Below are 24,305 nucleotides of genomic sequence, written 5' to 3' on the forward strand. Positions count from 1 at the left end.
AAAGCTGCAAGTCAAGGCCGGAGCGCCATAGAGCTTGCCGCTTGAAGCTTGTGGCTTGCAGCAGCCCCTATTATTTGAAGCGCCGCTCCACGCCTCTTTCCACCAGGATCTTCGCGGAAATCTCTTCCACGGAGAAGTGGGTGGAGTTGATGTGCGGGATGTTCTCGCGACGGAACAGGTTTTCCACCTCGCGCACCTCGAACTCGCACTGGGCGTAGCTCGAATAGCGGCTGTTGGGCTTGCGCTCGTTGCGGATCGCGGTGAGGCGGTCCGGGTCGATGGTCAAGCCGAACAGCTTGTGCTGGTGGGCGCGCAGGGCATTGGGCAGTTGCAGGCGCTCCATGTCGTCTTCGGTCAGCGGGTAGTTGGCCGCGCGGATACCGAATTGCATGGCCATATACAGGCAGGTGGGGGTTTTGCCGCAGCGCGACACGCCCACCAGGATCAGGTCGGCTTTGTCGTAGTAGTGGGTACGGGCACCGTCGTCGTTGTCCAGGGCGAAGTTCACCGCCTCGATACGCTCCATGTAATTGGAGTTGTGGCCAATGGAATGGGACTTGCCGACCGAGTACGAGGAGTGCTCGCTCAATTCCTGCTCCAGCGGGGCGAGGAAGGTGGAAAAAATGTCGATCATGAAACCATTGGAGGTGGCGAGAATCTCACGTATGTCCTGATTGACGATTGTGTCGAAGATGATCGGGCGAAAGCCGTCCTTTTCGGCGGCTGCGTTGATTTGTTGTACCATGGCCCGCGCTTTGTCGGCGTTGTCGATGTACGGACGAATGACTTTGCTGAAGGTTATGTTTTCGAACTGCGCCAACAGGCTTTGACCCAGAGTTTCGGACGTAATGCCCGTGCCATCGGAGATAAAGAAAGCAGATCGTTTCATTTGCGCCTTGGGCCTTAAGCTGGTGACGAATCTTGGATATGATAGGCGCGATTTGTCGGCCTGGATTGGCTGGCATTCTCACTTATTTTCCAGGTCCAGGCCATATTGCTGGCAAATGCTCATGAAGAGCGGCCAGTGCCCTGAGCTTTTCCAACACAGTTAGTGGAGAGATCACCTTGGTAGAGTACGTAGTTTCCCTCGATAAGCTCGGCGTCCATGATGTGGAGCATGTGGGGGGCAAGAACGCATCCCTGGGCGAGATGATCAGTAACCTTGCAGGTGCCGGTGTATCGGTCCCGGGTGGCTTCGCCACGACAGCTCAGGCTTATCGTGATTTTCTCGAATTAAGTGGTTTGAACGACCAGATCCACGCCGCGCTCGATGCGCTGGACGTCGATGACGTCAACGCCCTGGCCAAGACCGGCGCGCAAATCCGTCAGTGGATCATGGAAGCCGAGTTCCCGGAGCGTCTCAACGCCGAGATTCGCACCGCGTTCGCCAGCCTGTCGGCCGGTAACCCGGACATGGCGGTCGCCGTGCGTTCTTCGGCCACCGCCGAAGACTTGCCGGACGCGTCCTTCGCCGGTCAGCAGGAAACCTTCCTGAACATCCGCGGTGTCGAGAACGTCATCCGCGCCGCCAAGGAAGTGTTCGCCTCCTTGTTCAACGACCGCGCCATTTCCTACCGCGTGCACCAGGGCTTCGACCACAAGCTGGTGGCCTTGTCTGCCGGTGTGCAGCGCATGGTGCGCTCGGAAACCGGCACTGCCGGCGTGATGTTCACCCTCGACACCGAATCGGGTTTCCGCGACGTGGTGTTCATCACCGGCGCCTACGGCCTGGGCGAAACCGTCGTACAAGGCGCGGTGAACCCGGACGAATTCTACGTTCACAAGCACACGCTGGCAGCCGGTCGCCCGGCCATTTTGCGCCGCAATCTGGGCAGCAAAGCCATCAAAATGATCTACGGCGAAGTGGCCACGGCCGGCAAGTCGGTCAAGACCATCGATGTCGACAAGGCCGATCGTGCACGTTTCTGCCTCAGCGACGCCGAAGTCAGCGAGCTGGCCAAGCAGGCGATGATCATCGAGCAGCACTACAAGTGCCCGATGGACATCGAATGGGCCAAGGACGGTGACGACGGTAAGCTGTACATCGTTCAGGCCCGCCCTGAAACCGTGAAGAGCCGCAGCCAGGCCAACGTCATGGAACGTTACTTGTTGAAGGAAACCGGCACCGTGCTGGTGGAAGGTCGCGCTATCGGCCAGCGTATCGGCGCCGGCAAGGTCCGCATCATCAAGGACGTTTCCGAGATGGACAAAGTCCAGCCGGGCGACGTGCTGGTGTCCGACATGACCGACCCGGACTGGGAACCGGTGATGAAGCGTGCCAGTGCCATCGTGACCAACCGCGGCGGCCGTACCTGCCATGCGGCGATCATTGCCCGTGAGCTGGGTATTCCGGCCGTAGTCGGTTGCGGTAACGCCACCCAGCTGTTGAAAGACGGTCAGGGCGTGACCGTTTCCTGCGCCGAAGGCGACACCGGTTTCATCTTCGAAGGCGAACTGGGCTTCGATGTGAAGAAAAACTCCGTCGACGCCATGCCGGACCTGCCGTTCAAGATCATGATGAACGTCGGCAACCCGGATCGCGCATTCGACTTCGCGCAGCTGCCGAACGCCGGCGTGGGCCTGGCTCGCCTGGAGTTCATCATCAACCGCATGATCGGCGTGCACCCCAAGGCGTTGCTGAACTACGACGGCCTGCCGTCAGAGATCAAGGACAGCGTCGACAAGCGCATCGCCGGCTACGATGATCCAGTCGGTTTCTACGTCGAGAAGCTGGTCGAGGGCATCAGCACCCTGGCCGCTGCGTTCTGGCCGAAGAAGGTCATCGTGCGTCTGTCGGACTTCAAGTCCAACGAATACGCCAACCTGATCGGCGGCAAGCTGTACGAGCCGGAAGAAGAGAACCCGATGCTGGGCTTCCGTGGCGCTTCGCGTTACATCAGCGAATCATTCCGCGACTGCTTCGAGCTCGAATGCCGTGCCCTCAAGCGCGTGCGCAACGAGATGGGCTTGACCAACGTCGAAATCATGGTGCCGTTCGTGCGGACCTTGGGCGAAGCCAGCCAGGTGGTTGACCTGTTGGCTGAAAACGGCCTGGCACGCGGCGACAACGGTCTGCGCGTCATCATGATGTGCGAACTGCCGTCCAACGCGATCCTGGCTGAAGAGTTTCTCGAGTTCTTCGACGGTTTCTCCATCGGTTCCAACGACCTGACCCAGCTGACCCTGGGCCTGGACCGTGACTCCGGCATCATCGCGCACCTGTTCGACGAGCGTAATCCTGCGGTCAAGAAGCTGTTGGCCAATGCGATTGCCGCCTGCAACAAGGCCGGCAAATACATCGGTATTTGCGGTCAGGGCCCTTCCGACCACCCTGATCTGGCCAAGTGGCTGATGGAGCAGGGCATCGAAAGCGTTTCGTTGAACCCCGATTCCGTTCTGGAAACCTGGTTCTTCCTGGCCGAAGGCCAAGCTTCGGCTTGATGGTGTGAACAGGTCGCTCACTGTAGGAGCGAGCTTGCTCGCGATGGTCGTTAACGATAACGCGCGTTTGCTGGATAAACGCGTTGTTCCGGCTTCCATCGCGAGCAAGCTCGCTCCTACATAAGCGGCCTGTTTTGAGATTCAAGTAGGGCGGGCTCCTCCGGATGCCGCCCTTTTTTGTGCAAGAACATTATGCAAAGCAGCAGCAACCTGTTTCCTGTCGCCTTGATCAGCGCCGAGCGTCGCGGCGATCTGAGCGAGGACGTCTATCGCCTGAAGCCGGGCAACAGCCCGGACGGCACCGTTGAGCTGGCCGTTACCCGCCTGGGCATGGCCGATGAACCCGCCGTGCGCGGTGTTCCGGTCATCTTGCTGCACGGCAGCTTTTCCAACCGGCGTTTCTGGTTTTCACCCAAGGGCCTTGGGTTGGGAGCCTATCTGGCGCGCGCCGGTTTTGATGTGTGGATCCCGGAAATGCGCGGCCACGGCTTGTCGCAGCGCAATCAGCAGTACCGCAAGAACCGGGTGGCCGACTATGCCCGTTACGACCTGCCGGCGATTGCCGCGTTCGTCCGCGAGCAGAGCGGGCAGGTGCCGCACTGGATCGGCCATTCTCTGGGGGGCATCACGCTGGCAGCCGCCTTGGGCGGTCAGTACCTGGGCGAGCCTGCGGTTGCCTCCGCGGCCTTTTTCGGTACCCAGGTCAGCCGTACCTACTGGCCGTTGAAAATACCGCCGGTGGAGTGGAGTGGGCGCTTCATTCTCAAGCGTTTCGCCCAACTGTCGGGTTCTCGTCTCAGGCGTGGGCCGGAGGACGAGCCGATTGGCCTGGCCCTGGAGGGCATGCGCTGGTACGGCCTGTTCGGGCGCTTTGGTGACGCTGATAAAGACTGGTGGGCAGGGTTGTCCGAGGTTCAGGTGCCGGTGCTGGCCGTCAGTGCCAGCAGCGATCATCAGGATCCGGACTGGGCTTGTCGCAAGTTGTTCGAGCAGATGGGCTCGCCGCACAAGCAGTTCATCTGCCTGGGGCGGGAGCAGGGCTTTGCGGACAATTTCGGGCATGTCGAGATGCTGGTCAGCAAGGCCGCGCAGGCCGAGGTCTGGCCGCTGGTACGGCGCTGGCTGACGGATCAGCAGGCGCCCTTGCTGGCACAAGGACCGGATCTGGCCGCGGCGATCTGAAGCAGGCGCTCTAACAAGGGCGTTTCGTTCTTATTCGCGAACGGCTAAGATATGACGAATTGAGCTGTTCTGGTCACAAACGGTTGCTGAGACAAGCTTATGTTCGTGCCACTTGAGCGTCTGATTAATCTCAATGAGGGGTATCGGCGCACATTTCAGGTTGATGGGCGTAGCCTGCTGTTGCTGGTCGTGGATAATCAGCCATTGTTGCTGGTGGACAGCTGCCCGCACAAAGGCGCGCCATTGAACACCGCAACGCTGGCGGGTAATGTCTTGCGCTGTCAGCGGCATGGTGTCGAGTTTCAGTTGCCCGATGGATTGCCCCTGCAGGCCTCATGCCCCGGCTTGAGCATGCTGAAGGTGGCGTACGAGGGAGATCGTATCGGCATCGATGTATAAACATCCCGTGCCGATGCTCGTTTCAAGTACGGTAACCTTGGGGTTTTCGACAGCCCACAATCGTGTTCTTTCTCTTGCAGGAGTTTCTCGATGGACCATTACCTCACTCCCGACCTGTGCGATGCCTACCCGGAACTGGTGCAGGTGCTGGAGCCGATGTTCAGCAACTTTGGCGGCCGTGATTCCTTCGGTGGTGAAATCGTCACCATCAAATGCTTCGAGGACAACTCGCGGGTCAAGGAGCAGGTTGAGCTCAAAGGCAACGGCAAGGTGCTGGTGGTCGATGGCGGTGGTTCACTGCGCCGTGCGTTGCTGGGCGACATGCTGGCCGAGAAAGCGGCGAAGAACGGTTGGGAAGGGCTGGTGATCTACGGCTGCATTCGCGACGTCGACGTCCTCGCACAAACCGATCTGGGCGTGCAGGCGCTGGCCAGCCACCCGATGAAGACCGACAGGCGCGGCGTTGGCGACCTCAACGTGGCGGTCACGTTCGCTGGGGTGACCTTTCATCCCGGGCACTACATTTATGCGGACAACAATGGCGTGATCATCTCGCCAAGTCCGTTGAAAATGCCAGAATAAGCGCCGAAAAAAACGCCAGGGGTGAGGATGTTCGAGGAAGATAACGCGCAATGGGGGCTGGTGCATGCCCTTGTACTCGATGGAAAAGGCGGTGCGCGTTCGATTGCCCGGACTGAACTGGATGACCTGCAGCTGCAACCCCATGAAAGCCTTTGGCTGCACTGGGATCGCAGTCACCCGCAAACCCGCACCTGGTTGCGCCAATCCAGTGGCCTGAGCGAGTTCAGCTGCGACTTGCTGCTCGAGGAAAACACCCGGCCGCGCCTGCTGGCGCTGCCGGACTCGGAGCTGTTGCTGTTCTTGCGCGGGGTCAACCTAAACCCCGGAGCCGTGCCGGAAGACATGGTCTCGGTACGGATTTTTGCCTCTGCCCAGCGTGTCATCTCCCTGCGTTTACGCCCCCTGCGAGCCACCGAGGAGTTACTGGCACGGCTGGAGGAGGGCAAGGGGCCGAAGACCGCTTCCGAACTGATCCTCTATCTGGCCCAGTACCTTACCAACAAGGTGCAGGATCTGGTGGGCGATCTCTCGGAAGTCGTCGATACCGAAGAAGAAAAACTGGATGCCGACGAACGGTATGCTCCCGAGCATGACTCGATCTTGCAGATTCGTCGGCGAGCGGCTGGGTTGAAGCGATTCCTGGCGCCCCAGCGAGATATTTTCGGCCAGCTGACGCGGATCAAGCTGCCGTGGTTCGTCGAGGACGACGGCGATTACTGGAACGAATTGAACAACAGCCTGACGCGCTACCTCGAGGAGCTGGAATTGACCCGCGAGCGCGTGGGCCTGGTGCTGGAGGCCGAAGACCGGCGTCTGAGCATCAAGATGAGCCGCACGATGTACCGCTTCGGCATCATCACCGGGATCTTTTTGCCGATGAGTTTTCTGACGGGGTTGCTGGGCATCAACGTCGGGGGTATTCCCTTCGCCGAAAGCGCCTATGGCTTTTTGATTGCCTGCCTGACCATGGTGTTGGTGGCGCTGGGTCAATGGTGGCTGTTTCGACGTTTGCGCTGGGTGTGAAGGAAGTTCATGTGACCCGAAGAATCTCGATCGCGTCTTTCACAGATATCACGAGAGGTGCGTATGCACGATCCGTTTGAACAGTCTTTGCGTGACATGCTCAAGGCTTCACCGTCCACTCGCGACGATGACGCATGCCTTGGCCGTGTGCTGAAAACCGCCAACCGCCAGGTCGGTGCCGGTGATCTGTTCAGCTTGCTGGGCCGCTGGCTGCCGGCGCTGATGATCGCCCTGAATAACGGATCGGCCCATGTCTCGCCGGTTTCCCGTCGTAAACCTACCGTTCGCACTGCTGATAAGGCTGATTGAATATGGAACTTGATCTCTGGACTCAGAGCCTCGTCACGGCAATGACTGCGTTGTGGACCAAGGTAGCGAACTTCATTCCGAACCTGTTTGGCGCACTGGTCGTGCTGCTGCTGGGGTTTGTCGTGGCCAAGCTGCTCGACACCCTGCTCTCGAAATTGCTCGCGAAACTGGGCCTGGATCGCCTGATGGGCGGTACCGGCTTGACCAAGCTGTTGTCCCGCGCAGGGCTTCAGGTACCGATCTCGACCCTGATCGGAAAGATTGTCTATTGGTTCGTTTTACTTATTTTTCTGGTTTCTGCAGCAGAATCCCTTGGCTTGGAGAGAGTTTCGGCTACGCTCGATATGCTGGCGCTTTATTTACCGAAAGTGTTCGGTGCCGCGCTGGTGTTGCTGGTGGGTGTATTGCTGGCGCAACTGGCCAACGGGCTGGTGCGCGGCGCCGCTGAAGGAGTGGGTCTGGATTATGCGTCGGGTCTGGGGCGGATCGCCCAAGGCCTGGTGATCATCATCAGTATTTCGGTTGCGATCAGCCAGTTGGAGGTCAAAACCGACCTGCTGAACCACGTGATTGTGATCGTTTTGATAACCGTTGGTCTGGCTGTTGCCTTGGCCATGGGGTTGGGAAGCCGGGAAATTGCCGGTCAGATTCTTGCGGGAATCTATGTGCGTGAGCTGTATCAGGTTGGGCAACAAGTGCGTGTTGGAGAGGTCGAAGGCCAGATCGAGGAGATCGGCACGGTTAAAACTACATTGCTGACCGACGAGGGTGAGCTAGTCTCTCTCTCCAATCGGATTCTCCTGGAGCAGCATGTTAGTAGCCGCTAACCCGGCAAACCCTGCTAATGTATCCCGCCGCAAAATGCCCGAGACCTTGGGCAGCGGTGGACATTGACCTGACTGTCGGCCCGACTTGTTTTGAATAAAGCCCAAACGCTATCCACGCGCTACGACCCCCGCGAGCTCTCTGATGAGGAGTTGGTCGCGCGCTCGCACACCGAGCTGTTTCACGTAACGCGCGCCTACGAAGAGCTGATGCGGCGTTACCAGAGAACATTATTTAACGTCTGTGCACGATATCTTGGGAACGATCGCGATGCAGATGATGTCTGTCAGGAGGTGATGCTCAAGGTGCTGTATGGTTTGAAGAACTTCGAGGGCAAATCGAAGTTCAAGACATGGCTATATAGCATCACGTACAACGAGTGCATCACGCAGTATCGTAAGGAACGGCGAAAGCGTCGCTTGATGGATGCTTTGAGTCTGGACCCCCTCGAGGAAGCGTCGGAAGAAAAGGCGCCGAAACCTGAGGAAAAGGGTGGACTTGATCGCTGGCTGGTGTATGTAAATCCGATCGACCGGGAAATTCTGGTGCTACGATTTGTCGCAGAGCTGGAGTTTCAGGAGATCGCAGATATCATGCACATGGGTTTGAGCGCGACGAAAATGCGGTACAAGCGTGCTCTTGATAAATTGCGTGAGAAATTTGCAGGCATTGCCGAAACATAGGTTCGGCGCAAATATCTCTTACGTGTAGGCAAGTTCTGATAGACTTGTCGCCGAGTTGTCCCCCGGTTTGCGGGACTGCTTTACAATCACCAGATGGGGATTTAACGGATGAAACTGAAAAACACCTTGGGCTTGGCCATTGGTACTCTTATTGCCGCTACTTCTTTCGGCGTTCTGGCACAAGGCCAAGGCGCAGTTGAAGGCGAGCTGTTCTACAAGAAGCAGTACAACGATAGCGTCAAGAACATCGAAGACGGCTACAACCCAGGCGCTCGCATTGGTTACTTCCTGACCGACGATGTGTCGATCGATCTGAACTACGATCAAACTCACCACACCCGTTCGAACGGCGATACTGGCAACCAGAAGATCAAAGGTGACACCGGTTCCCTGCTGGGTACCTACCACTTCGGTCAGGCTGGCGTTGATTCGCTGCGTCCATACGTTTCCGGCGGTTTCGGCCACCAGAGCCGTACCAGCGTAAAAGCTGACGGCCACAGCGGTCGCGATCAGTCGACCCTGGCTATCGTTGGTACCGGTGTTAAGTACTACTTCACCGACAATCTGTTCGCTCGTGCCGGCGTTGAAGCTGACTACGCAATGGACAACGGCAAGTGGGACTACTCCGCCCTGGTTGGTCTGGGTGTGAACTTCGGCGGCAACGCTGGCGCCGCTCCAGTCGTAGCTCCAGTTGTAGCTCCAGAACCAGAGCCAGAAGCTCCGGTTGCTGAAACCGTACGTGTTGAGCTGGACGTCAAGTTCGACTTCGACAAAGCTACTGTTAAACCAGGCAGCCTGACCGACGTCGCCAACCTGGCTGACTTCATGAAGCAGTACCCACAGACCACCACCGTGGTTGAAGGTCACACTGACTCCGTAGGTCCAGACGCTTACAACCAGAAGCTGTCCCAGCGTCGTGCTGACGCTGTTAAGCAAGTTCTGGTTCAAGACGGCGTTGAAGCTAGCCGTGTTAGCTCCGTTGGTTACGGCGAATCCCGCCCAGTTGCTGACAACGGCACTGCAGAAGGCCGCGCTGTTAACCGTCGTGTAGAAGCACAGGTTGAAGCTCAAGCTAAGTAATTAGCTTCGCAGCCTCGAAAAGCCCGGCTTAGGCCGGGCTTTTCTTTGCCTGCGATTTGCTGGATGTCGACGATTACCGCGCTGCGCTCGACGGCCAGTCTGAAGGCAGTTCGCGTTCTAGTGCCGCGCATGCTGCCACTGCGCCGATAACCAGGATAGCCGGGCTTTTCAGTTGGAAGCTGTAGGCGTCTTCCTGCATTTGTGTGAGATTGCTACGGCACTCTCGCTGGTGTGGCAGTGAAGCGTTTTCAATCATTGCCACCGGAGTGTCCGCACTCATGCCGCCTGCCAGCAATTGCTCGCGAATGTCGCCGAGCTTTGCCACGCCCATGTAGATCACCAGCGTTGTGCCGCCCTGGGCCAGCGCACGCCAGTTGAGCTCACTGTCGTCCTGTGTATGGGCTGTCACCAGCGTGACCCCGCGTGCGACCCCTCGCAGGGTCAGCGAAATATCGCATTGCGTGGCGCCGGCCAGGCCCGCCGTAATGCCGTTGACCAGTTCCACGTCCACCTCGTGCTCGCGCAGCCACTGGGCTTCCTCACCGCCGCGACCGAAAATGCAGGGATCACCACCCTTCAGGCGCACCACGCATTGGCCTTGTCGGGCGTAGCGCAGCATCAGGCGATGAATGAATGCCTGCGGGGTAGAGCGGCAGCCGCCGCGTTTGCCGACGGCAATGATTCGCGCCTTGGGGCAGTGCACCAGTACCGCTTCGTTGACCAGGTCATCGATCAGTACCACATCGGCTTCGCTCAGTGCCCGCACGGCTTTGAGGGTCAGCAATTCCGGGTCGCCGGGACCGGCGCCTACCAACCAGACTTTTGCGCTCATGTTCTGTTCCTCACGAGGTGATTGCGACGGGCTGCACAGTGGCCGCCAACAGACGCTTGATTTCCGGGACACACGAGCCGCATTGCGTGCCGCAACCCAGTTGTTGTTTCAGGCCCTGGAGATCCAGGCCGCGACGAATGCCGGCGCACACGGCGCCCTGGCTGACGTTTTTGCAGTTGCACAGGGTTTTATGCGTGCCCGATTCAGCGTTCGCGACACCGGGTGGAGTGCTTAACGGTGCCAGCAGCCAGCGTCGCAGGTGCTCGTCGATACGCCCCTCCAGCCAGAGGTTGTGCAGCCAATGCCGGGCCAGGGTTTCTCCGGCCAGGCGGATGGCGGTAATACGGCCTTGTTCGATGCGCACCCGTTTGCCAATGGAGCGGCTGGGGTCGTCGTACATCAGGACCGGGCCGTTGATCAGGCCCAGCCGTTGATCGAGCTTGTCCAGCCATTGCGGATCCGGTGCCTGGGCATGGGCGACACGTATCAGCAGCGCTGGGCGCTCACGCCCGGTGAGGCTCAGGCTGACGTAGGCAAAATCCTCACAGAGCGGTCGCAGGTCCTCGAAATGCTGCTGAACATCACCCTCAATCAGTGCGAACAGGCTCCATGGCAAGTGCACGGGTTCGATACGCACGCCGCTGTGCTTGAGTTCGGGTTGCTTGGACAGCGGGTCGAATGCCGATTGGGTGAGGCTGTTGACGCCGCCCTTGAGAAAGCGGTCGCCCCAATGCATGGGTAAAAAGGCCTGGCCGGGGCGTACGCTGTCATCGCCGACGACCGATACGATCACATTGCCGCGACGGCTCTTGAGGTTGACCAGATCGCCACTGTCGAGCCGATGCCGACGCAGTTCATCGGGGTGCAGGCTCAACAGGGCTTCGTTGACATGGCCGAACAGTTGCGCCGCCGTGCCGGTGCGGCTCATGCCATGCCATTGGTCGCGCAGGCGTCCGGTGATCAGGGTCAGCGGAAAACCTGCATCGGGTTGCTCTTTGGCAGCCTGGTAAGGCTCGGCGACAAACTGCGCACGACGGTTTGGGGTGGGGAACAGCCCGTCGACGTAAAGCCTCGGTGTACCGCTTGATGCTCCTTCCGGGAAGGGCCATTGCTGCGGGCCGAGGGTGTCGAGCAGGGCGTAACTGATCCCGGACAGGTCCAGGTCCCGCCCGCGGGTCAGTTGCTTGAACTCGTCAAACACCTGTTCAGGACGTTCGAAGGCGAACAGAGGGGGTTGCCCCGGGCGCAGGTGCTTCTCCAGGCGTTGTGCGAAGTCCACCGTGATTGCCCAGTCCGGACGCGCTTCACCGGGTGCGGCGATGGCACGGCGAACGTGGGAGACGCGACGTTCCGAGTTGGTCACCGTGCCTTCCTTCTCGCCCCAGCTGGCGGCCGGCAGCAGCAGGTCGGCAAAGGCGGCGGTTTCGGTGGTGCGAAAGGCTTCTTGCAGGACCACGAACGGACAAGTCTGCAGGGCTGCGCGCACGTTGTGCAGGTCCGGCAGTGACTGCGCGGGGTTGGTGCAGGCGATCCACAACGCCTTGACGGTGCCGTTCCTGACCTGCTCGAACAGCTCGATGGCGGTCAGGCCGGTGGCCTCTGGCAGTTGGTCCACGCCCCAGTACGCCGCGACCTCGGCGCGATGCTCGGCGTTGGCCGCTTCGCGATGACCCGGCAACAGGTTGGCCAGGCTCCCGGTTTCGCGTCCGCCCATGGCATTTGGTTGACCGGTGAGGGAAAAGGGGCCGGCACCTGGCCGGCCTATTTGTCCGGTGGCCAGGTGCAGGTTGATCAGCGCGCTGTTTTTCGCACTGCCGGCGGTGGATTGATTCAAGCCCATGCACCACAGCGACAGGAAAGCGGGCGAGGTACCGACCCACTCGGCACACAGCCGCAACTGCTCAATGCTGATGCCGCACAGTTGCGCGACCATGGCCGGGCTGTAGTTGTGCACCAGTTGTTTCAGTTCGGCCAGGCCGTCGGTGTGTGCCCTGATGAAGGCAGGGTCGATGCGGCCTTCCCACAGTAGTAGATGCAAAATCCCATGGAACAGCGCGACATCGCTGCCAGGCAGTATCGCCAGGTGCAGGTCGGCCAGATCGCAGGTGTCGGTGCGCCGAGGGTCGATGACGATGACTTTCATCCCGGGGCGACGGGCTTTGGCTTCTTCCAGGCGGCGAAACAGCACGGGGTGGGCGTAGGCCATGTTGCTACCGACGATCATCACGCAATCGCTCAGCTCAAGGTCTTCGTAGCTGCACGGCGGGGCATCGGCCCCCAGGCTGCGCTTGTAGCCGACCACGGCCGAGGACATGCACAGTCGGGAGTTGCTGTCGATATTGTTGGTGCCCACCAGTGCCCGGGCCAGCTTGTTGAAGACGTAGTAGTCTTCGGTCAGCAATTGTCCCGAGACATAGAACGCGACACTGTCCGGGCCATGTTCGGCAATGGTGCTGGCAAACACGTTGGCGGCGTGGTCGAGGGCGGTGTCCCAATCGGTGCGGCCGCGCGCCAGGCTTTTGCCCAGCCGCAGCTCGGGGTACAGCGCGCGGGCAGCGAGGTCGCCGGTCAGGTGCAGCGTCGAGCCCTTGCTGCACAGCTTGCCAAAATTGGCCGGGTGCGTAGGGTCGCCGCTGACACCGAGGATCTGCTCGCCGTCATGTTCGATCAATACGCCGCAGCCTACGCCGCAGTAACAACAGGTCGAGGCGGTCGTTTGGCGGTTCATCAGCAGGCTTCCTGCAAGGCCGGCATGGCCTGTTCGTTCTCCACCCGGGGCGCGGGGGCTACTTGTGGTACCAGGGCCTCGCCGAACATCAAGTGATCACGGATGTCTGCAATGTTCCGGCTGTCACGAATCTGGCGTATGTACCAGCCACCGTCGGTGGTGTCGCCATACAGGCAGGCGCCCACCAGAACATCATTCTTGATCACCAGCTTTTTGTAGATCCCGTCGATGGGGTCGGACAGGGTGATGGTCTCGGTGCCTTCCGCGCCCATGAAATCGCCGGCAGAGAACAGGTCGATGCCGGTGACTTTCAGCTTGGTGGATGTCACCGATCCGCTATAGCGGGCAAAGCCCAGTTGTGCGAGGTGGTTGGCGCAGACCTTGGCCTGCTCGAACAGTGGCGCCACCAGGCCATAGGCAATGCCGCGATGGCTGGCGCACTCGCCAATGGCATAGATGCGTGGGTCGTAGGTTTGCAGGGTGTCGTTGACCAGGATCCCGCGGTTGCACGCAATGCCGGCTGTTTCGGCCAGTTCGGTGTTGGGGCGGATGCCGGCGGCCATCACCACCAGGTCAGCCGGGATGCGGTCGCCGTTCTTGAACTGGACTGAACCGACCCGGCCATTGCCAGCGTCGTGCAGGGCCTGGGTCTGTTCGCTCAGGCGAAAATTCAAGCCCCGGGCTTGCAGCGCGGATTGCAGTAGCTGACCGCTGGTTTTGTCCAGTTGTCGCTCCAGCAACCACTCGCCAATATGCACCACGGTCACATGCATGCCGCGCAGCATCAGGCCGTTGGCCGCTTCAAGGCCCAATAGGCCACCGCCGATGACCACCGCGTGTGTGTGGGTCCTGGCGGTGTCGATCATGGCCTGGGTGTCGGCGATGTCGCGATAGCTGATCACGCCCTGCAAGCGGTTGCCTGGAATCGGCAGGATGAATGGTGCGGAGCCGGTGGCGATCAGCAGGCGATCGTATTCGGCTTCGCTGCCGTCCTCGGCGATGACTCGCCGATTGACCCGGTCGATCGCCACCACTTTACGGTTGAGCAGCAGCTTGATGTGGTTGTCCTGGTACCAGCCCAGGTCGTTGAGCACGATCTCGTCGAAGGTCTGCTCGCCGGCCAGCACCGGCGACAGCAGGATGCGGTTGTAGTTGGTATGGGGCTCGGCACCGAAGACCGTGATGTCATACAGTTCGCCGCTGAGTTTGAGCAGCTCTTCCAGTGTGCGAACCCCGGCCATACCATTGCCGATCATCACCAGTTTGAGTTTTTTCATCAGCTTCTCCGCAAGCTCAGGCCTGTGTCATCGGGCCGGTGGGGCTGGCTCGGTTTATTGGGCGCAAACAAAAAAAGGCGTCCCGCTAGTGATCTAGCGAGGACGCCTTTGTCCTGGTCCCGTTCTCTCGGGGGAGCGCGGCCTTCGTCGTTGAAGGCTGGGCTTTATGTAGGGTGACAATGCTAATGCAGTGGTTGTGCCAAGTTATCCTGCGGCGCGGGTTTGTTGGGGTGGTGGATGGGAATCGGGTCTTCGCTGGCGGTTTTACGCACCGATTGGAGGCGCGATGCCCGGTCGTGGAGCGGTGCAGGCTGGTGGCGAGGGTGCCGGCCATAAAACGTGGGGTCTGCTCAGGGGGCGCGCAGCCATGAAAACAGCAACACCACATTGATCATCAGCAGTGCCAGGGCCAGCGTGCGCCACACTTTCACCGGTTCACGCTCGAGCAATGGCCTTGGCCGAACACTCAGGCTACGTCGCTCTCCTTGCTCCAGTACCAGGAGCCATTGCTCCGCTGTTTCATAGCGTTGAGCCGGGTCGGCGCACAGGGCGCATTCCAGGCTTTGTCCCAGCCAGTCCGGCCAGTCCGGCCGATAACGGCTGGCGCTGACGGGCAGGCCGAAGCGTGGGCGCTGGAAGGCTTCAATCTCGCCGTAGGGATAGTGCCCGGTAGCCAGGTAGTACAGGGTGACGCCGACGGCATACAGGTCCTGTTGCGGTGTCGGGGCCTGGCCATTGAACGCTTCGGGCGCAATGTAGCTGGGCGTCCCGGGCAGCGCGTGAGCCTGGTCTTCGGACAGGCCGGGGCAGTAGGCGAGACCGAAATCCAGCAGGCGCAATTCGCCGTCGTCCCCCAGCAACAGGTTCTCCGGTTTGATATCCCGGTGCAGGATCTGTCGCCGGTGCAGCAGTCCCACCGCTCGTAGTAGCCGTTCGGCCAGTGCCTGCCATTGGGCCAGGGGCAGGGGGCCGGTTTGCAGGAACAGTTCAGCCAGGGTCACCCCCGGGTATTCGCGCATCACGTAATACAGGTGCTGGCGTTGAGTCGCCGGGTGTATTTCAGGGAAGCTGCGCCCGGCCACGCGCTTGAGAAACCACTCTTCGGACAGCAATGCCTGGGCCTCCGTGGTGTCGTTGCTCGATGAGGCGGCCAGGGTCTTGAGCAGCCAGGGTTGGTGCTGCCCGTCGCGGACGCGATAGATCAGCGATTGCTGGCTGTGGCCCAGCAGCTTTTCGATGTGCCAGCCCTCGAAGGATTGGCCGGCCTTGAGCGGTGGTGGCAAGGGCCATTGTTGCAACTGGATCAGCGCGTCGCCGATGCTGCTCTCGCCGAGGGCGTCGATCCGCACCAGCAGCGCGCTGGCATTGTCCTGGCTGCCTGCCAGGTGAGCAGCGTTGACCAGGGTGTGTGCTGCACAGTCGAGGTCGGGCTGGTCGCGCAGGATGGCCGCGATGGCCGTGTCGCCCAATGTCGACCAGACGCCATCGCTCAGCAGCACGAAACTCTCACCGGTGCGCAACTCACCATCGAGGAAATCCAGCACCAGGTGTTGATCCAGCCCCAGTGCGCGCTTGAGCACATGCTGCATGCCCGGCTGCTCCCAGACGTGGTCCTCGCTGATGCGTTGCAACTGATCTGCGTGCCAGCGGTACACCCGGCAATCGCCGACATGGGCCAGGGTGAAGCGCCTTCCGCGCAGCACCAGCGCGCTGACGGTGGTCAGCAACGGCAGGCCGCCGCCGTTGGCCTGCAACCAGCGATTTTGCGCCAGCAACAGGCGGTCCAGCGCCTGCGCCACGCCCCAGGTCTGCGGCGTGGCGTAGTAGTCCAGGGCTAGAGCCTGCAAGGTAGTCCGGGCCGCGAGCCCGCCGTCGGCGCATTGGCTGACACCATCGGCGATGGCGAACAGGCAGCCCTTGCTGGCCGCCAGTTCAGCCGTAGGTGTAACCAGGCGCAGAGCATCCTGGTTTTCCGCTCGAGGGCCGATGGCGCTGGCCTCGGCGAAGCTCAGTTGCAGGCTCATCGAAGGTCAGACCCGTGCCGCGGTCATGGCCGCCGAACCCCAGGTGGTTCTCCAGCGGCGCTTGACCCCGTGCAGACCAAACCAGGCCAGGACGCCCAGGCTGGCGAACAACCACAAGGCCAACTGATAGCTACCCGTGCTCTGCTTGATCGCCCCCATGCCGGCCGCCAGGGCGAAGCCGCCGATGCCACCCGCCATGCCGATCAGGCCGGTCATCACGCCGATCTCGCGCCGAAAGCGCTGCGGTACCAGTTGGAACACCGCGCCATTGCCCGCGCCGAGGCCGAGCATGGTGCACACGAACAGCGCCAGTGCCGCGTAGGAGCTGGGCAGGTTGAAGCCGACGGCCGCGATGCACACGGCGGCGACGGTGTACATCACCAGTAGGGTGCGGATGCCGCCAAAACGGTCCGCCAGGGCACCACCCAGGGGCCGCATCAAGCTGCCGCCGAATACGCACGCGGCGGTGTAGTAACCGGCGGTGACCGGGTTCAGGCCGTACTGATCGTTGAAGTAACCAGGCAGGGCGCTGGCCAGGCCGATGAATCCGCCAAAGGTCACGCAGTAGAAGAACATGAACCACCAGCTGTCACGATCCGCCAGGGCCTTGAAGTAGTCGCTCATGGATTTGGCCTTGGGCCGCTCAGGTGCGTTTTTTGCCAGCCAGGCGAACACGATCAGGGTCAGGATCAGCGGGATCAAGGCGAAGCCGAACACGTTGCTCCAGCCAAACGCGGCCGCCAGGACCGGCGCGATCAGCGCGGCGAGCACGGTGCCCGAGTTGCCCGCACCGGCGATGCCCATGGCCTTGCCCTGGTGTTGTGGCGGATACCATTGCGAGGCCAGGGGCAGGGCGACGGCGAACGAAGCACCGGCCATGCCCAGGAACACGCCCAGCAACAAGGCCTGCTCGTAGGTGTGGATCCCCAGTTTCCAGGCGCCGAACAGGGCGCAGATGACAATCACCTGGCCAATCAGCCCGGCGGTTTTCGGTGATAGGCGATCGGCGAGCAGGCCCATGGCGAAGCGCAGGAAGGCGCCGGCCAGAATTGGCGTGGCCACCATCAGCCCGCGCTGTTGCGTGGTCAATTGCAGATCGGCGGCGATTTGCACCGCCAGCGGGCCGAGCAGGTACCAGACCATGAAGCTCAGGTCGAAATACAGAAAGGCTGAGAACAGTGTCGGGGTATGGCCGGATTTCCAGAAGCTTGTGTTCATCGCGCACCTCAGCGGTTAAGAGTCTCGTGGCAAGTCGTGAGCTTTGCGGTGGGCGCCGCGACGGCCGCACCACCGACCCCGGGCTGTGGGGCCAAAACGAAAAAACGCCGCTACCCGATTCGCCAGGGGCAAATGAGGTGAGCGACGTCTTTGTCGTGGGTGGGGCAACCGCCGTTGGTTACCTGTACCGATTACTTAGCGAGATCTGTGCCAGATCCGCGATGTGTACGCGATGATCGTTCCCATGCTCTACGTGGAAATGCCGCCATGGACGCTCGGCGTCCGCTTTGAATGTGACGCGGAGCATCACGGGACGCATTCCCGCGCGGGAGCGTGGAAACGATCAGGCGTGGGGCTCAGCCCAGCAACTCGCTCATGGCAATGATCTGCTCCGCCACCTGGATCAGCTTTTGCTGGCGGCTCATGGCCTGGCGGCGCATCAGGGTGTAGGCCTGCTCTTCGTTGCACGCTTTCATTTTCATCAGCATGCCCTTGGCCAGTTCGATGCGCTTGCGCTCGGCCAGTTGCTGGTCCCGGGCGTGGAGTTGGGCGCGCAGGGCCTGGTCGCTTTCAAAGCGTGCCATGGCCACATCCAGGATCGGCTGCAGGCGTGCGGCATGAATGCCTTCGACAATGTAGGCACTGACGCCGGACTTGATGGCCTGGCGCATCACGCCCGGGTCGTGTTCGTCGGTGAACATCACAATCGGCCGTGGCTGGTCACGGCTGACCAGCACCACTTGTTCCAGCACATCGCGGCTGGGTGACTCGGTATCGATCAGGATCACGTCCGGGTGCACTGTTTCGACGCGCGCGGGCAGGTCGATGGTCAGGCCGGATTCGTCGATCACCTCGAAGCCGGCTTCGGTCAGTGCGGTCTTGAGACGACCGACTTTTTTCGCGGTGTCGTTGATCAGCAGGATGCGTAACATGGTCGTGGCCTCCTGTCAGCGGCGGGCGAGCAGGGTGGGGGTGTCGGTCATGGCGTGCAGCGCGAAGCTGCGGGCATAGGCCGCAGGGTCCGAACCGTCCCAGACTTTGCCATCGATCAACTGGCTGCTGCGCATTGCCTGGCCCTCGGTACGGATTCCCAATGCGCTGGCCGCGTCCCGGTACAGCGCCAGTTGCTGGACCTGGCGGGCGACCGCCAGATAGTCCGGATCTTCACGCAACAGCCCCCAGCGCCGAAATTGGGTCATGAACCACATGCCGTCGCTCAGGTACGGCACATTCACCTCGCCATTGCCATGGAAGCGCAGCGCGTGCGGGTCCTGCCAGCGATTGCCAAGGCCGTCGGCATAGTCGCCCAGCAAGCGCGGCTCGATGCAGTCCAGCGGCATATCCAGGTAGTCGGGGGCGCTCAACAGTTGCGCGGTACTGCGGCGATTTTCCGTGCTTTGCTCGATGAAACGACTGGCCTCCAGGATCGCCATCACCAGCGCCCGGGCTGTGTTGGGGTATTGCTCGACGAAGGCGCGGGTGCAGGCGAGGACTTTCTCCGGGTGATCGGGCCACAGGGCTTGGGTGGTTGCCAGGGTGAAACCCAGGTTCTGCTTCACGGCGGCGGCGCTCCAGGGTTCGCCCACGCAAAAGCCGTCGATACGACCGGCCTGCAGGTGCGCGATCATTTGCGGCGGCGGTACCACGACGCTGTCGACATCGTGCAGCGGATGGATACCCTGGCTGGCCAGCCAGTAATACAGCCACATGGCGTGGGTGCCGGTGGGAAAGGTCTGGGCGAAGGTCAGTTTTGGGCGACTTTGGTGCACGTGGCGATCCAGCGCCTCAGGACTGCTCACGCCCAGCCGGTGCAGGCCGTGGGAGAGGTTGATGCTCTGGCCGTTCTGGTTCAGGCCCATGAGCACCGCCATGTCGGTTGCCGCTACGCCACCGATGCCCAGATGCACGGCATACACCAGCCCGTACAGGCAGTGGGCGGCATCCAGCTCGCCACTGACCAGTTTGTCCCGCAGGCTGGCCCAGGACGTTTGGCGCTTGAGATTCAGGGTCAGGCCGTAGGGCTGGGCGAAGCCCTGAGTGGCGGCGACCACCACCGAGGCGCAGTCGCTCAGGGCCATGAAGCCCAGGTTGATCGAGGTTTTTTCCGGGGCATCGCTGCCATTGACCCAGGCCAGAGGGCCGGCTGATGGTTCATTCATCGAGTGTGCACCTTCCAAAAAAACGTCGTCCCGGGCCCTTGCCAGAGCAAGGCCGGGGGACGACGCCATTGTCCTTCCCATCAGCAACGCGGGACTCATCCCGTCGTTGGCATGAGTGCTGATGCCAATCCCGGTGCAAGGCATATGCCATTGACGCCTGATTTCGTCGTGCGCCTCGCTTGCAACCCCGATGCCCGGCTATAATCGCCGCCTCATTTCGCCGCCAATCGAGTCAAGTCCGCCCATGTATACCCTGGCCCGCCAACTGCTGTTCAAACTCTCCCCGGAAACCTCCCACGATCTGTCCCTGGACCTGATCGGTGCGGGCGGGCGTCTGGGCCTGAACGGCTTGCTGTGCAAGGCACCGGCGCACGTGCCGGTGAATGTCATGGGCCTGGACTTCCCGAACCCGGTAGGGCTGGCGGCCGGTCTGGACAAGAATGGCGCGGCCATCGACGGCTTTGCCCAACTGGGTTTCGGCTTCGTGGAAATCGGCACCATTACCCCGCGTCCGCAGCCGGGCAACCCCAAGCCGCGCATTTTTCGCTTGCCGCAGGCCGAGGCGATCATCAACCGCATGGGCTTCAACAACCTGGGCGTCGATCACCTGCTGGCGCGCGTTGCCGCCGCCAAGTACAAAGGCGTGCTGGGGATCAACATCGGCAAGAACTTTGACACTCCGGTCGAGCGTGCCGTCGACGACTACCTGATCTGCCTGGACAAGGTCTACGCCCATGCCAGCTACGTGACGGTCAACGTCAGTTCGCCCAACACCCCGGGCCTGCGCAGCCTGCAATTTGGCGATTCGCTCAAGCAGTTGCTCGAAGCCTTGCGCCAGCGCCAGGAAGACCTGGCCCAACTGCACGGCAAGCGCGTACCGCTGGCGATCAAGATCGCACCGGACATGACCGACGAAGAAACCGTTGAAGTGGCGCAGGCCCTGATCGAAACCGGCATGGACGCGGTGATCGCGACCAACACCACCCTGAGTCGCGTCGGTGTCGAAGGCATGGAGTTTGGTGACGAGGCGGGCGGTTTGTCCGGCGCCCCGGTACGCGACAAGAGCACGCACACGGTCAAGGTGCTGGCGGCTGAACTGGCCGGGCGCCTGCCGATCATCGCCGTGGGCGGGATCACCGAAGGCAAGCACGCGGCTGAGAAGATCGCCGCGGGTGCCAGCCTGGTGCAGCTCTACTCCGGGTTCATCTACAAAGGCCCGGCGTTGATTCGCGAGTCGGTGGATGCGATCGCGGCAATGCGCCAACGGTAGAGGTTTGTGCTGAGGGGATTGTGTGGCAAGGGGGCAAGCTCTCTTGTCACGGCCAGCGTTTGCAGGTGTCGATTGCAGGCATAAAAAAGGGCTCCTCGAGGGAGCCCCTGGGCCGAAGCCCGCCGTCCGGAGAGGACGTGCGTGGTTAAGTCGTTACCTGATCAAGTTGTCGTGTCGGAGTGTGTGCCCTGTTTAGCCGACGGCGTGAAGTTCGTTGAGTCTATGGATTCCCGCAGTGCCGGTCATACCGTCCCAGTTGTCGCCGCGTCCTTCTCGCCAGCCGTTAATCCAGGCTTGGCGTACCGACGGTAGAGTAAATGGGCAAAGCTCACGGGATTTGCCACCAACGCCATATTGATATCCGCGCAAAAATGCTCTTTCCAACGGATCACGCTTAAGTCTTCTCATAGGGTGTTTCCCTCACTTGTTGACTGTATTTGTCGCGTCGACCTCTATCGAGGTCAGGCAGGAAAACTCCTGCCGTTGGGGGCTCGCTGCCGGCGTCGCGAGCCAAGGTGTTGACGTCGTTGCGGCGTCAACCTGAGTTGAGTTCTAACCAATGAGTCACATCGAGGGAATGATCGTTTTGTCATAAGAACGTAACGATAAAGATGCTAAGGCCATAAGTAACACGACGTGATTTGCGTGGTGTTTGGCCAAAGCCCCCTGTGATCAGCCTCTCACTGGATGATGAGGTTAATGCTTTAGAAAAAATGTCCACCCGTTGTACTCGGGTACTATTCGACGAAGGGTCGAGTTATGACATTTTGTTGCATCGAATTTTTTATCTGCCCGGGCATCTAAGCTCATTCCAGTCCATCGACTGGTTGAGCGGCCAGGGTGGGACGGCACACCTTCGTGCCACGCGAGCGCTCTTTTAGAAAAGCGCTTGATTGAAAACCGAGCGGTCAATGCGTTGCCCGTTCACTTATTGCCAAAGGCCCTGGAACCCCCATGTCGGATCGTTACGAACTCTTCCTCACTTGCCCTAAAGGCCTCGAAGGCCTGCTTATCGAGGAAGCCGTCGGGCTTGGCCTTGAGGAAGCGCGCGAGCACACCTCGGCCGTGCGTGGCATGGCCACCATGGAAACCGCCTATCGCCTGTGCCTGTGGTCGCGCCTGGCGAACCGGGTCCTGATTGTCCTCAAGCGTTTCGCGATGAAGGACGCCGAAGACCTGTATCACGGCGTGCTGGATGTCGAGTGGCAGGACCATATGCTGCCTGACGGTACCCTGGCGGTGGAGTTCAGTGGCCACGGTTCGGGCATCGACAACACCCACTTCGGTGCGTTGAAAGTCAAGGACGCCATCGTCGACAAGCTGCGCACCCCGTCGGGTGAGCGCCCGTCCATCGACAAGCTCAACCCGGACCTGCGCATTCACCTGCGCCTGGACCGTGGCGAAGCGATCCTGTCCCTGGACCTGTCCGGTCACAGCCTGCACCAGCGCGGCTACCGCCTGCAGCAAGGTGCTGCACCGCTGAAGGAAAACCTCGCGGCGGCGATCCTGATCCGTTCCGGCTGGCCACGCATTGCCGCTCAAGGCGGCGCACTGGCTGACCCGATGTGCGGTGTCGGGACCTTCCTGGTCGAAGCGGCGATGATCGCCGCCGATATGGCGCCGAACCTGCGCCGTGAGCAGTGGGGCTTCACCGCCTGGCTGGGTCACGTGCCGGCGTTGTGGAAAAAGCTCCACGAAGAAGCCTCAGAGCGCGCCGCTGCCGGCCTGGCCAAGCCACCGCTGTGGATTCGCGGGTACGAAGCCGACCCACGGCTGATTCAACCGGGCCGTAACAACGTCGAGCGCGCCGGCCTGAGCGAGTGGATCAAGATCTACCAGGGCGAAGTCGCGACGTTCGAGCCGCGCCCGGACCAGAACCAGAAAGGCCTGGTGATCTGCAACCCTCCATACGGCGAGCGCCTGGGCGACGAGGCGAGCTTGCTCTACCTCTACCAGAACCTAGGCGAGCGCCTGCGCCAGGCCTGCCTGAACTGGGAAGCGGCCGTGTTCACCGGCGCGCCGGACCTGGGCAAGCGCATGGGCATCCGCAGCCACAAGCAGTATTCGTTCTGGAACGGCGCGCTGCCGTGCAAACTGCTGCTGATCAAAGTCCTGCCGGACCAGTTCGTCACAGGCGAGCGCCGTACGCCGGAACAGCGCCAGGCCGAGCGTGAGCAAGCGGTCTACGATCAGTTGCCGGTCGAGCCGCAAGAGCGTCAGTACAACAAGAACGGCAACCCGATCAAACCTGTGCCGGCACCGGCACCTGTGGTTGAGCAGGCGCGCCTGAGCGAAGGCGGGCAGATGTTTGCCAACCGCCTGCAGAAGAACCTCAAGGCTATGGGCAAGTGGGTCAAGCGCGAAGGCATCGATTGCTACCGCGTCTACGATGCCGACATGCCTGAGTACTCGATGGCCATCGACCTGTATCACGACTGGGTCCACGTCCAGGAATACGCCGCGCCGAAATCCATCGACCCGGAAAAAGCCTCGGCGCGCATGTTCGATGCCCTGGCGGCCATTCCGCAGGCCTTGAACGTCGACAAGAGCCGCGTGGTGGTCAAGCGCCGCGAGCGTCAGAGCGGCACCCGCCAGTACGAGCGTCAAAGTGCCCAGGGCAAGTTCGTCGAAGTCAACGAAGGCGGCGTGAAGTTGCTGGTCAACCTGACCGACTACCTCGACACCGGCCTGTTCCTGGACCACCGTCCGATGCGCATGCGGATCCAGAAAGAGGCGGCCGGCAAGCGCTTCCTCAATCTGTTCTGCTACACCGCCACCGCCAGTGTGCATGCGGCCAAGGGCGGCGCACGCAGCACCACCAGCGTCGACTTGTCGAAAACCTACCTGGACTGGGCGCGTCGTAACCTGTCGCTCAATGGTTTCTCGGACAAGAACCGCCTGGAGCAGGGCGATGTCATGGCCTGGCTGGAAGCCAACCGGGACGAGTTCGAGATGATCTTCATCGATCCGCCGACCTTCTCCAACTCCAAGCGCATGGAAGGCATCTTCGACGTCCAGCGTGACCACGTGCAACTGCTGGACCTGGCCATGGCGCGCCTGGCACCGGGCGGCGTGTTGTATTTCTCCAACAACTTCCGCAAGTTCCAGCTCGAAGAGAACCTCGTGGCGCGCTATGCCGTCGAGGAAATCACCGCGCAAACCATCGACCCGGACTTTGCCCGTAACGGCAAGATCCACCGTGCCTGGAAAATCATGGCGCGTTAAGGGGGCTGGTCCCACAGGGCCTCAATGTTTCGAGGCCCTGTGGGCTGA

General features: G+C 61.1%; 20 protein-coding genes and 1 pseudogene. 12 read left to right on the forward strand and 9 right to left on the reverse strand.

Going from position 1 to position 24,305, the window contains the following annotated elements; genetic code table 11:
- Nucleotides 1-70: 70 nt before the first annotated feature.
- A complete protein-coding gene (locus CKW07_RS00225; protein ID WP_095143067.1) occupies nt 71-889 on the reverse strand; it encodes a pyruvate, water dikinase regulatory protein in 819 nt (272 codons plus the stop codon).
- A gap of 176 nt (nt 890-1,065) precedes the next feature.
- Here CKW07_RS00225 and ppsA point away from each other — a divergent pair, with 176 nt between their 5' ends.
- The 9 genes from ppsA to CKW07_RS00270 all read left to right on the forward strand — a co-directional run bounded on the left by ppsA (nt 1,066) and on the right by CKW07_RS00270 (nt 9,524).
- Complete coding sequence (gene ppsA / locus CKW07_RS00230; RefSeq protein WP_095143068.1) at nt 1,066-3,441, forward strand: phosphoenolpyruvate synthase; 2,376 nt, start codon at nt 1,066-1,068, stop codon at nt 3,439-3,441.
- A 192-nt stretch (nt 3,442-3,633) separates the two neighbouring features.
- Nucleotides 3,634-4,623 (forward strand): alpha/beta fold hydrolase, encoded by a 990-nt coding sequence (locus CKW07_RS00235; protein ID WP_095143069.1) that lies wholly within the window; start codon nt 3,634-3,636, stop codon nt 4,621-4,623.
- Between the two features lie 99 nt (nt 4,624-4,722).
- Complete coding sequence (locus tag CKW07_RS00240) at nt 4,723-5,022, forward strand: Rieske (2Fe-2S) protein (protein ID WP_095143070.1); 300 nt, start codon at nt 4,723-4,725, stop codon at nt 5,020-5,022.
- A 90-nt stretch (nt 5,023-5,112) separates the two neighbouring features.
- Complete coding sequence (rraA, locus tag CKW07_RS00245; protein WP_095143071.1) at nt 5,113-5,604, forward strand: ribonuclease E activity regulator RraA; 492 nt, start codon at nt 5,113-5,115, stop codon at nt 5,602-5,604.
- Nucleotides 5,605-5,631: 27 nt separating this feature from the next.
- Nucleotides 5,632-6,627, forward strand: a complete 996-nt coding sequence (locus CKW07_RS00250; RefSeq protein WP_095143072.1) for a zinc transporter ZntB — start codon at nt 5,632-5,634, stop codon at nt 6,625-6,627.
- 63 nt (nt 6,628-6,690) lie between these two features.
- Nucleotides 6,691-6,936, forward strand: a complete 246-nt coding sequence (locus CKW07_RS00255) for a CrfX protein (protein ID WP_095082672.1) — start codon at nt 6,691-6,693, stop codon at nt 6,934-6,936.
- A 2-nt stretch (nt 6,937-6,938) separates the two neighbouring features.
- A complete protein-coding gene (locus CKW07_RS00260) occupies nt 6,939-7,763 on the forward strand; it encodes a mechanosensitive ion channel domain-containing protein (protein WP_008048604.1) in 825 nt (274 codons plus the stop codon).
- A gap of 90 nt (nt 7,764-7,853) precedes the next feature.
- Entirely contained in the window at nt 7,854-8,444 is a 591-nt protein-coding gene (sigX, locus tag CKW07_RS00265) for an RNA polymerase sigma factor SigX (protein WP_011333251.1), read from the forward strand.
- A gap of 108 nt (nt 8,445-8,552) precedes the next feature.
- On the forward strand, nt 8,553-9,524 hold the full coding sequence (locus CKW07_RS00270; protein WP_095143073.1) for an OmpA family protein: 972 nt from the start codon (nt 8,553-8,555) through the stop codon (nt 9,522-9,524).
- Nucleotides 9,525-9,597: 73 nt separating this feature from the next.
- On the opposite strand, the gene cobA is transcribed toward CKW07_RS00270, so the two are convergent.
- The 5 genes and pseudogenes from cobA to CKW07_RS00295 form a co-directional block, all read right to left on the reverse strand.
- The gene (cobA, locus tag CKW07_RS00275; RefSeq protein ID WP_095143074.1) at nt 9,598-10,356 is read right to left on the reverse strand and encodes a uroporphyrinogen-III C-methyltransferase; all 759 of its coding nucleotides are present in this window, start codon (nt 10,354-10,356) and stop codon (nt 9,598-9,600) included.
- Between the two features lie 10 nt (nt 10,357-10,366).
- Complete coding sequence (locus tag CKW07_RS00280) at nt 10,367-13,084, reverse strand: nitrate reductase (RefSeq protein ID WP_095143075.1); 2,718 nt, start codon at nt 13,082-13,084, stop codon at nt 10,367-10,369.
- A 73-nt stretch (nt 13,085-13,157) separates the two neighbouring features.
- Nucleotides 13,158-14,361 (reverse strand): annotated as a pseudogene (locus CKW07_RS00285) (NAD(P)/FAD-dependent oxidoreductase); the annotation flags it as partial.
- A 350-nt stretch (nt 14,362-14,711) separates the two neighbouring features.
- Nucleotides 14,712-16,385: a bifunctional protein-serine/threonine kinase/phosphatase gene (locus tag CKW07_RS00290; RefSeq protein WP_095143076.1), complete on the reverse strand. Its 1,674-nt coding sequence runs from the start codon at nt 16,383-16,385 to the stop codon at nt 14,712-14,714.
- A gap of 6 nt (nt 16,386-16,391) precedes the next feature.
- Nucleotides 16,392-17,603 carry a NarK/NasA family nitrate transporter gene (locus tag CKW07_RS00295; protein ID WP_095143077.1) on the reverse strand — a complete coding sequence of 404 codons (1,212 nt, stop codon included), beginning with the start codon at nt 17,601-17,603 and terminating at the stop codon, nt 16,392-16,394.
- Nucleotides 17,604-17,629: 26 nt separating this feature from the next.
- Here CKW07_RS00295 and CKW07_RS25870 point away from each other — a divergent pair, with 26 nt between their 5' ends.
- Nucleotides 17,630-17,839, forward strand: a complete 210-nt coding sequence (locus CKW07_RS25870) for a hypothetical protein (protein ID WP_095143078.1) — start codon at nt 17,630-17,632, stop codon at nt 17,837-17,839.
- Nucleotides 17,840-17,959: 120 nt separating this feature from the next.
- Here the strand turns inward: CKW07_RS25870 and CKW07_RS00305 are convergent, their stop codons facing one another.
- Both CKW07_RS00305 and CKW07_RS00310 read right to left on the reverse strand, forming a co-directional pair.
- Complete coding sequence (locus tag CKW07_RS00305) at nt 17,960-18,535, reverse strand: ANTAR domain-containing response regulator (RefSeq protein ID WP_095143079.1); 576 nt, start codon at nt 18,533-18,535, stop codon at nt 17,960-17,962.
- 15 nt (nt 18,536-18,550) lie between these two features.
- Entirely contained in the window at nt 18,551-19,762 is a 1,212-nt protein-coding gene (locus CKW07_RS00310; protein ID WP_095143080.1) for a CmpA/NrtA family ABC transporter substrate-binding protein, read from the reverse strand.
- Nucleotides 19,763-20,006: 244 nt separating this feature from the next.
- Between CKW07_RS00310 and CKW07_RS00315 the strand changes: the two genes are divergently transcribed.
- A complete protein-coding gene (locus tag CKW07_RS00315) occupies nt 20,007-21,032 on the forward strand; it encodes a quinone-dependent dihydroorotate dehydrogenase (protein ID WP_095143081.1) in 1,026 nt (341 codons plus the stop codon).
- Between the two features lie 192 nt (nt 21,033-21,224).
- On the opposite strand, the gene rmf is transcribed toward CKW07_RS00315, so the two are convergent.
- Nucleotides 21,225-21,440, reverse strand: coding sequence for a ribosome modulation factor (rmf, locus tag CKW07_RS00320; protein ID WP_003223300.1), 216 nt, complete (start codon nt 21,438-21,440; stop codon nt 21,225-21,227).
- Nucleotides 21,441-21,986: 546 nt separating this feature from the next.
- Here rmf and rlmKL point away from each other — a divergent pair.
- Nucleotides 21,987-24,257 carry a bifunctional 23S rRNA (guanine(2069)-N(7))-methyltransferase RlmK/23S rRNA (guanine(2445)-N(2))-methyltransferase RlmL gene (gene rlmKL / locus CKW07_RS00325; RefSeq protein ID WP_095143082.1) on the forward strand — a complete coding sequence of 757 codons (2,271 nt, stop codon included), beginning with the start codon at nt 21,987-21,989 and terminating at the stop codon, nt 24,255-24,257.
- The last annotated feature ends 48 nt before the right edge of the window (nt 24,258-24,305 follow it).

Origin of the sequence: Pseudomonas sp. Irchel s3b6 (assembly GCF_900187415.1) — a bacterium.
In the GTDB taxonomy this organism is placed as follows: Bacteria; Pseudomonadota; Gammaproteobacteria; order Pseudomonadales; family Pseudomonadaceae; genus Aquipseudomonas.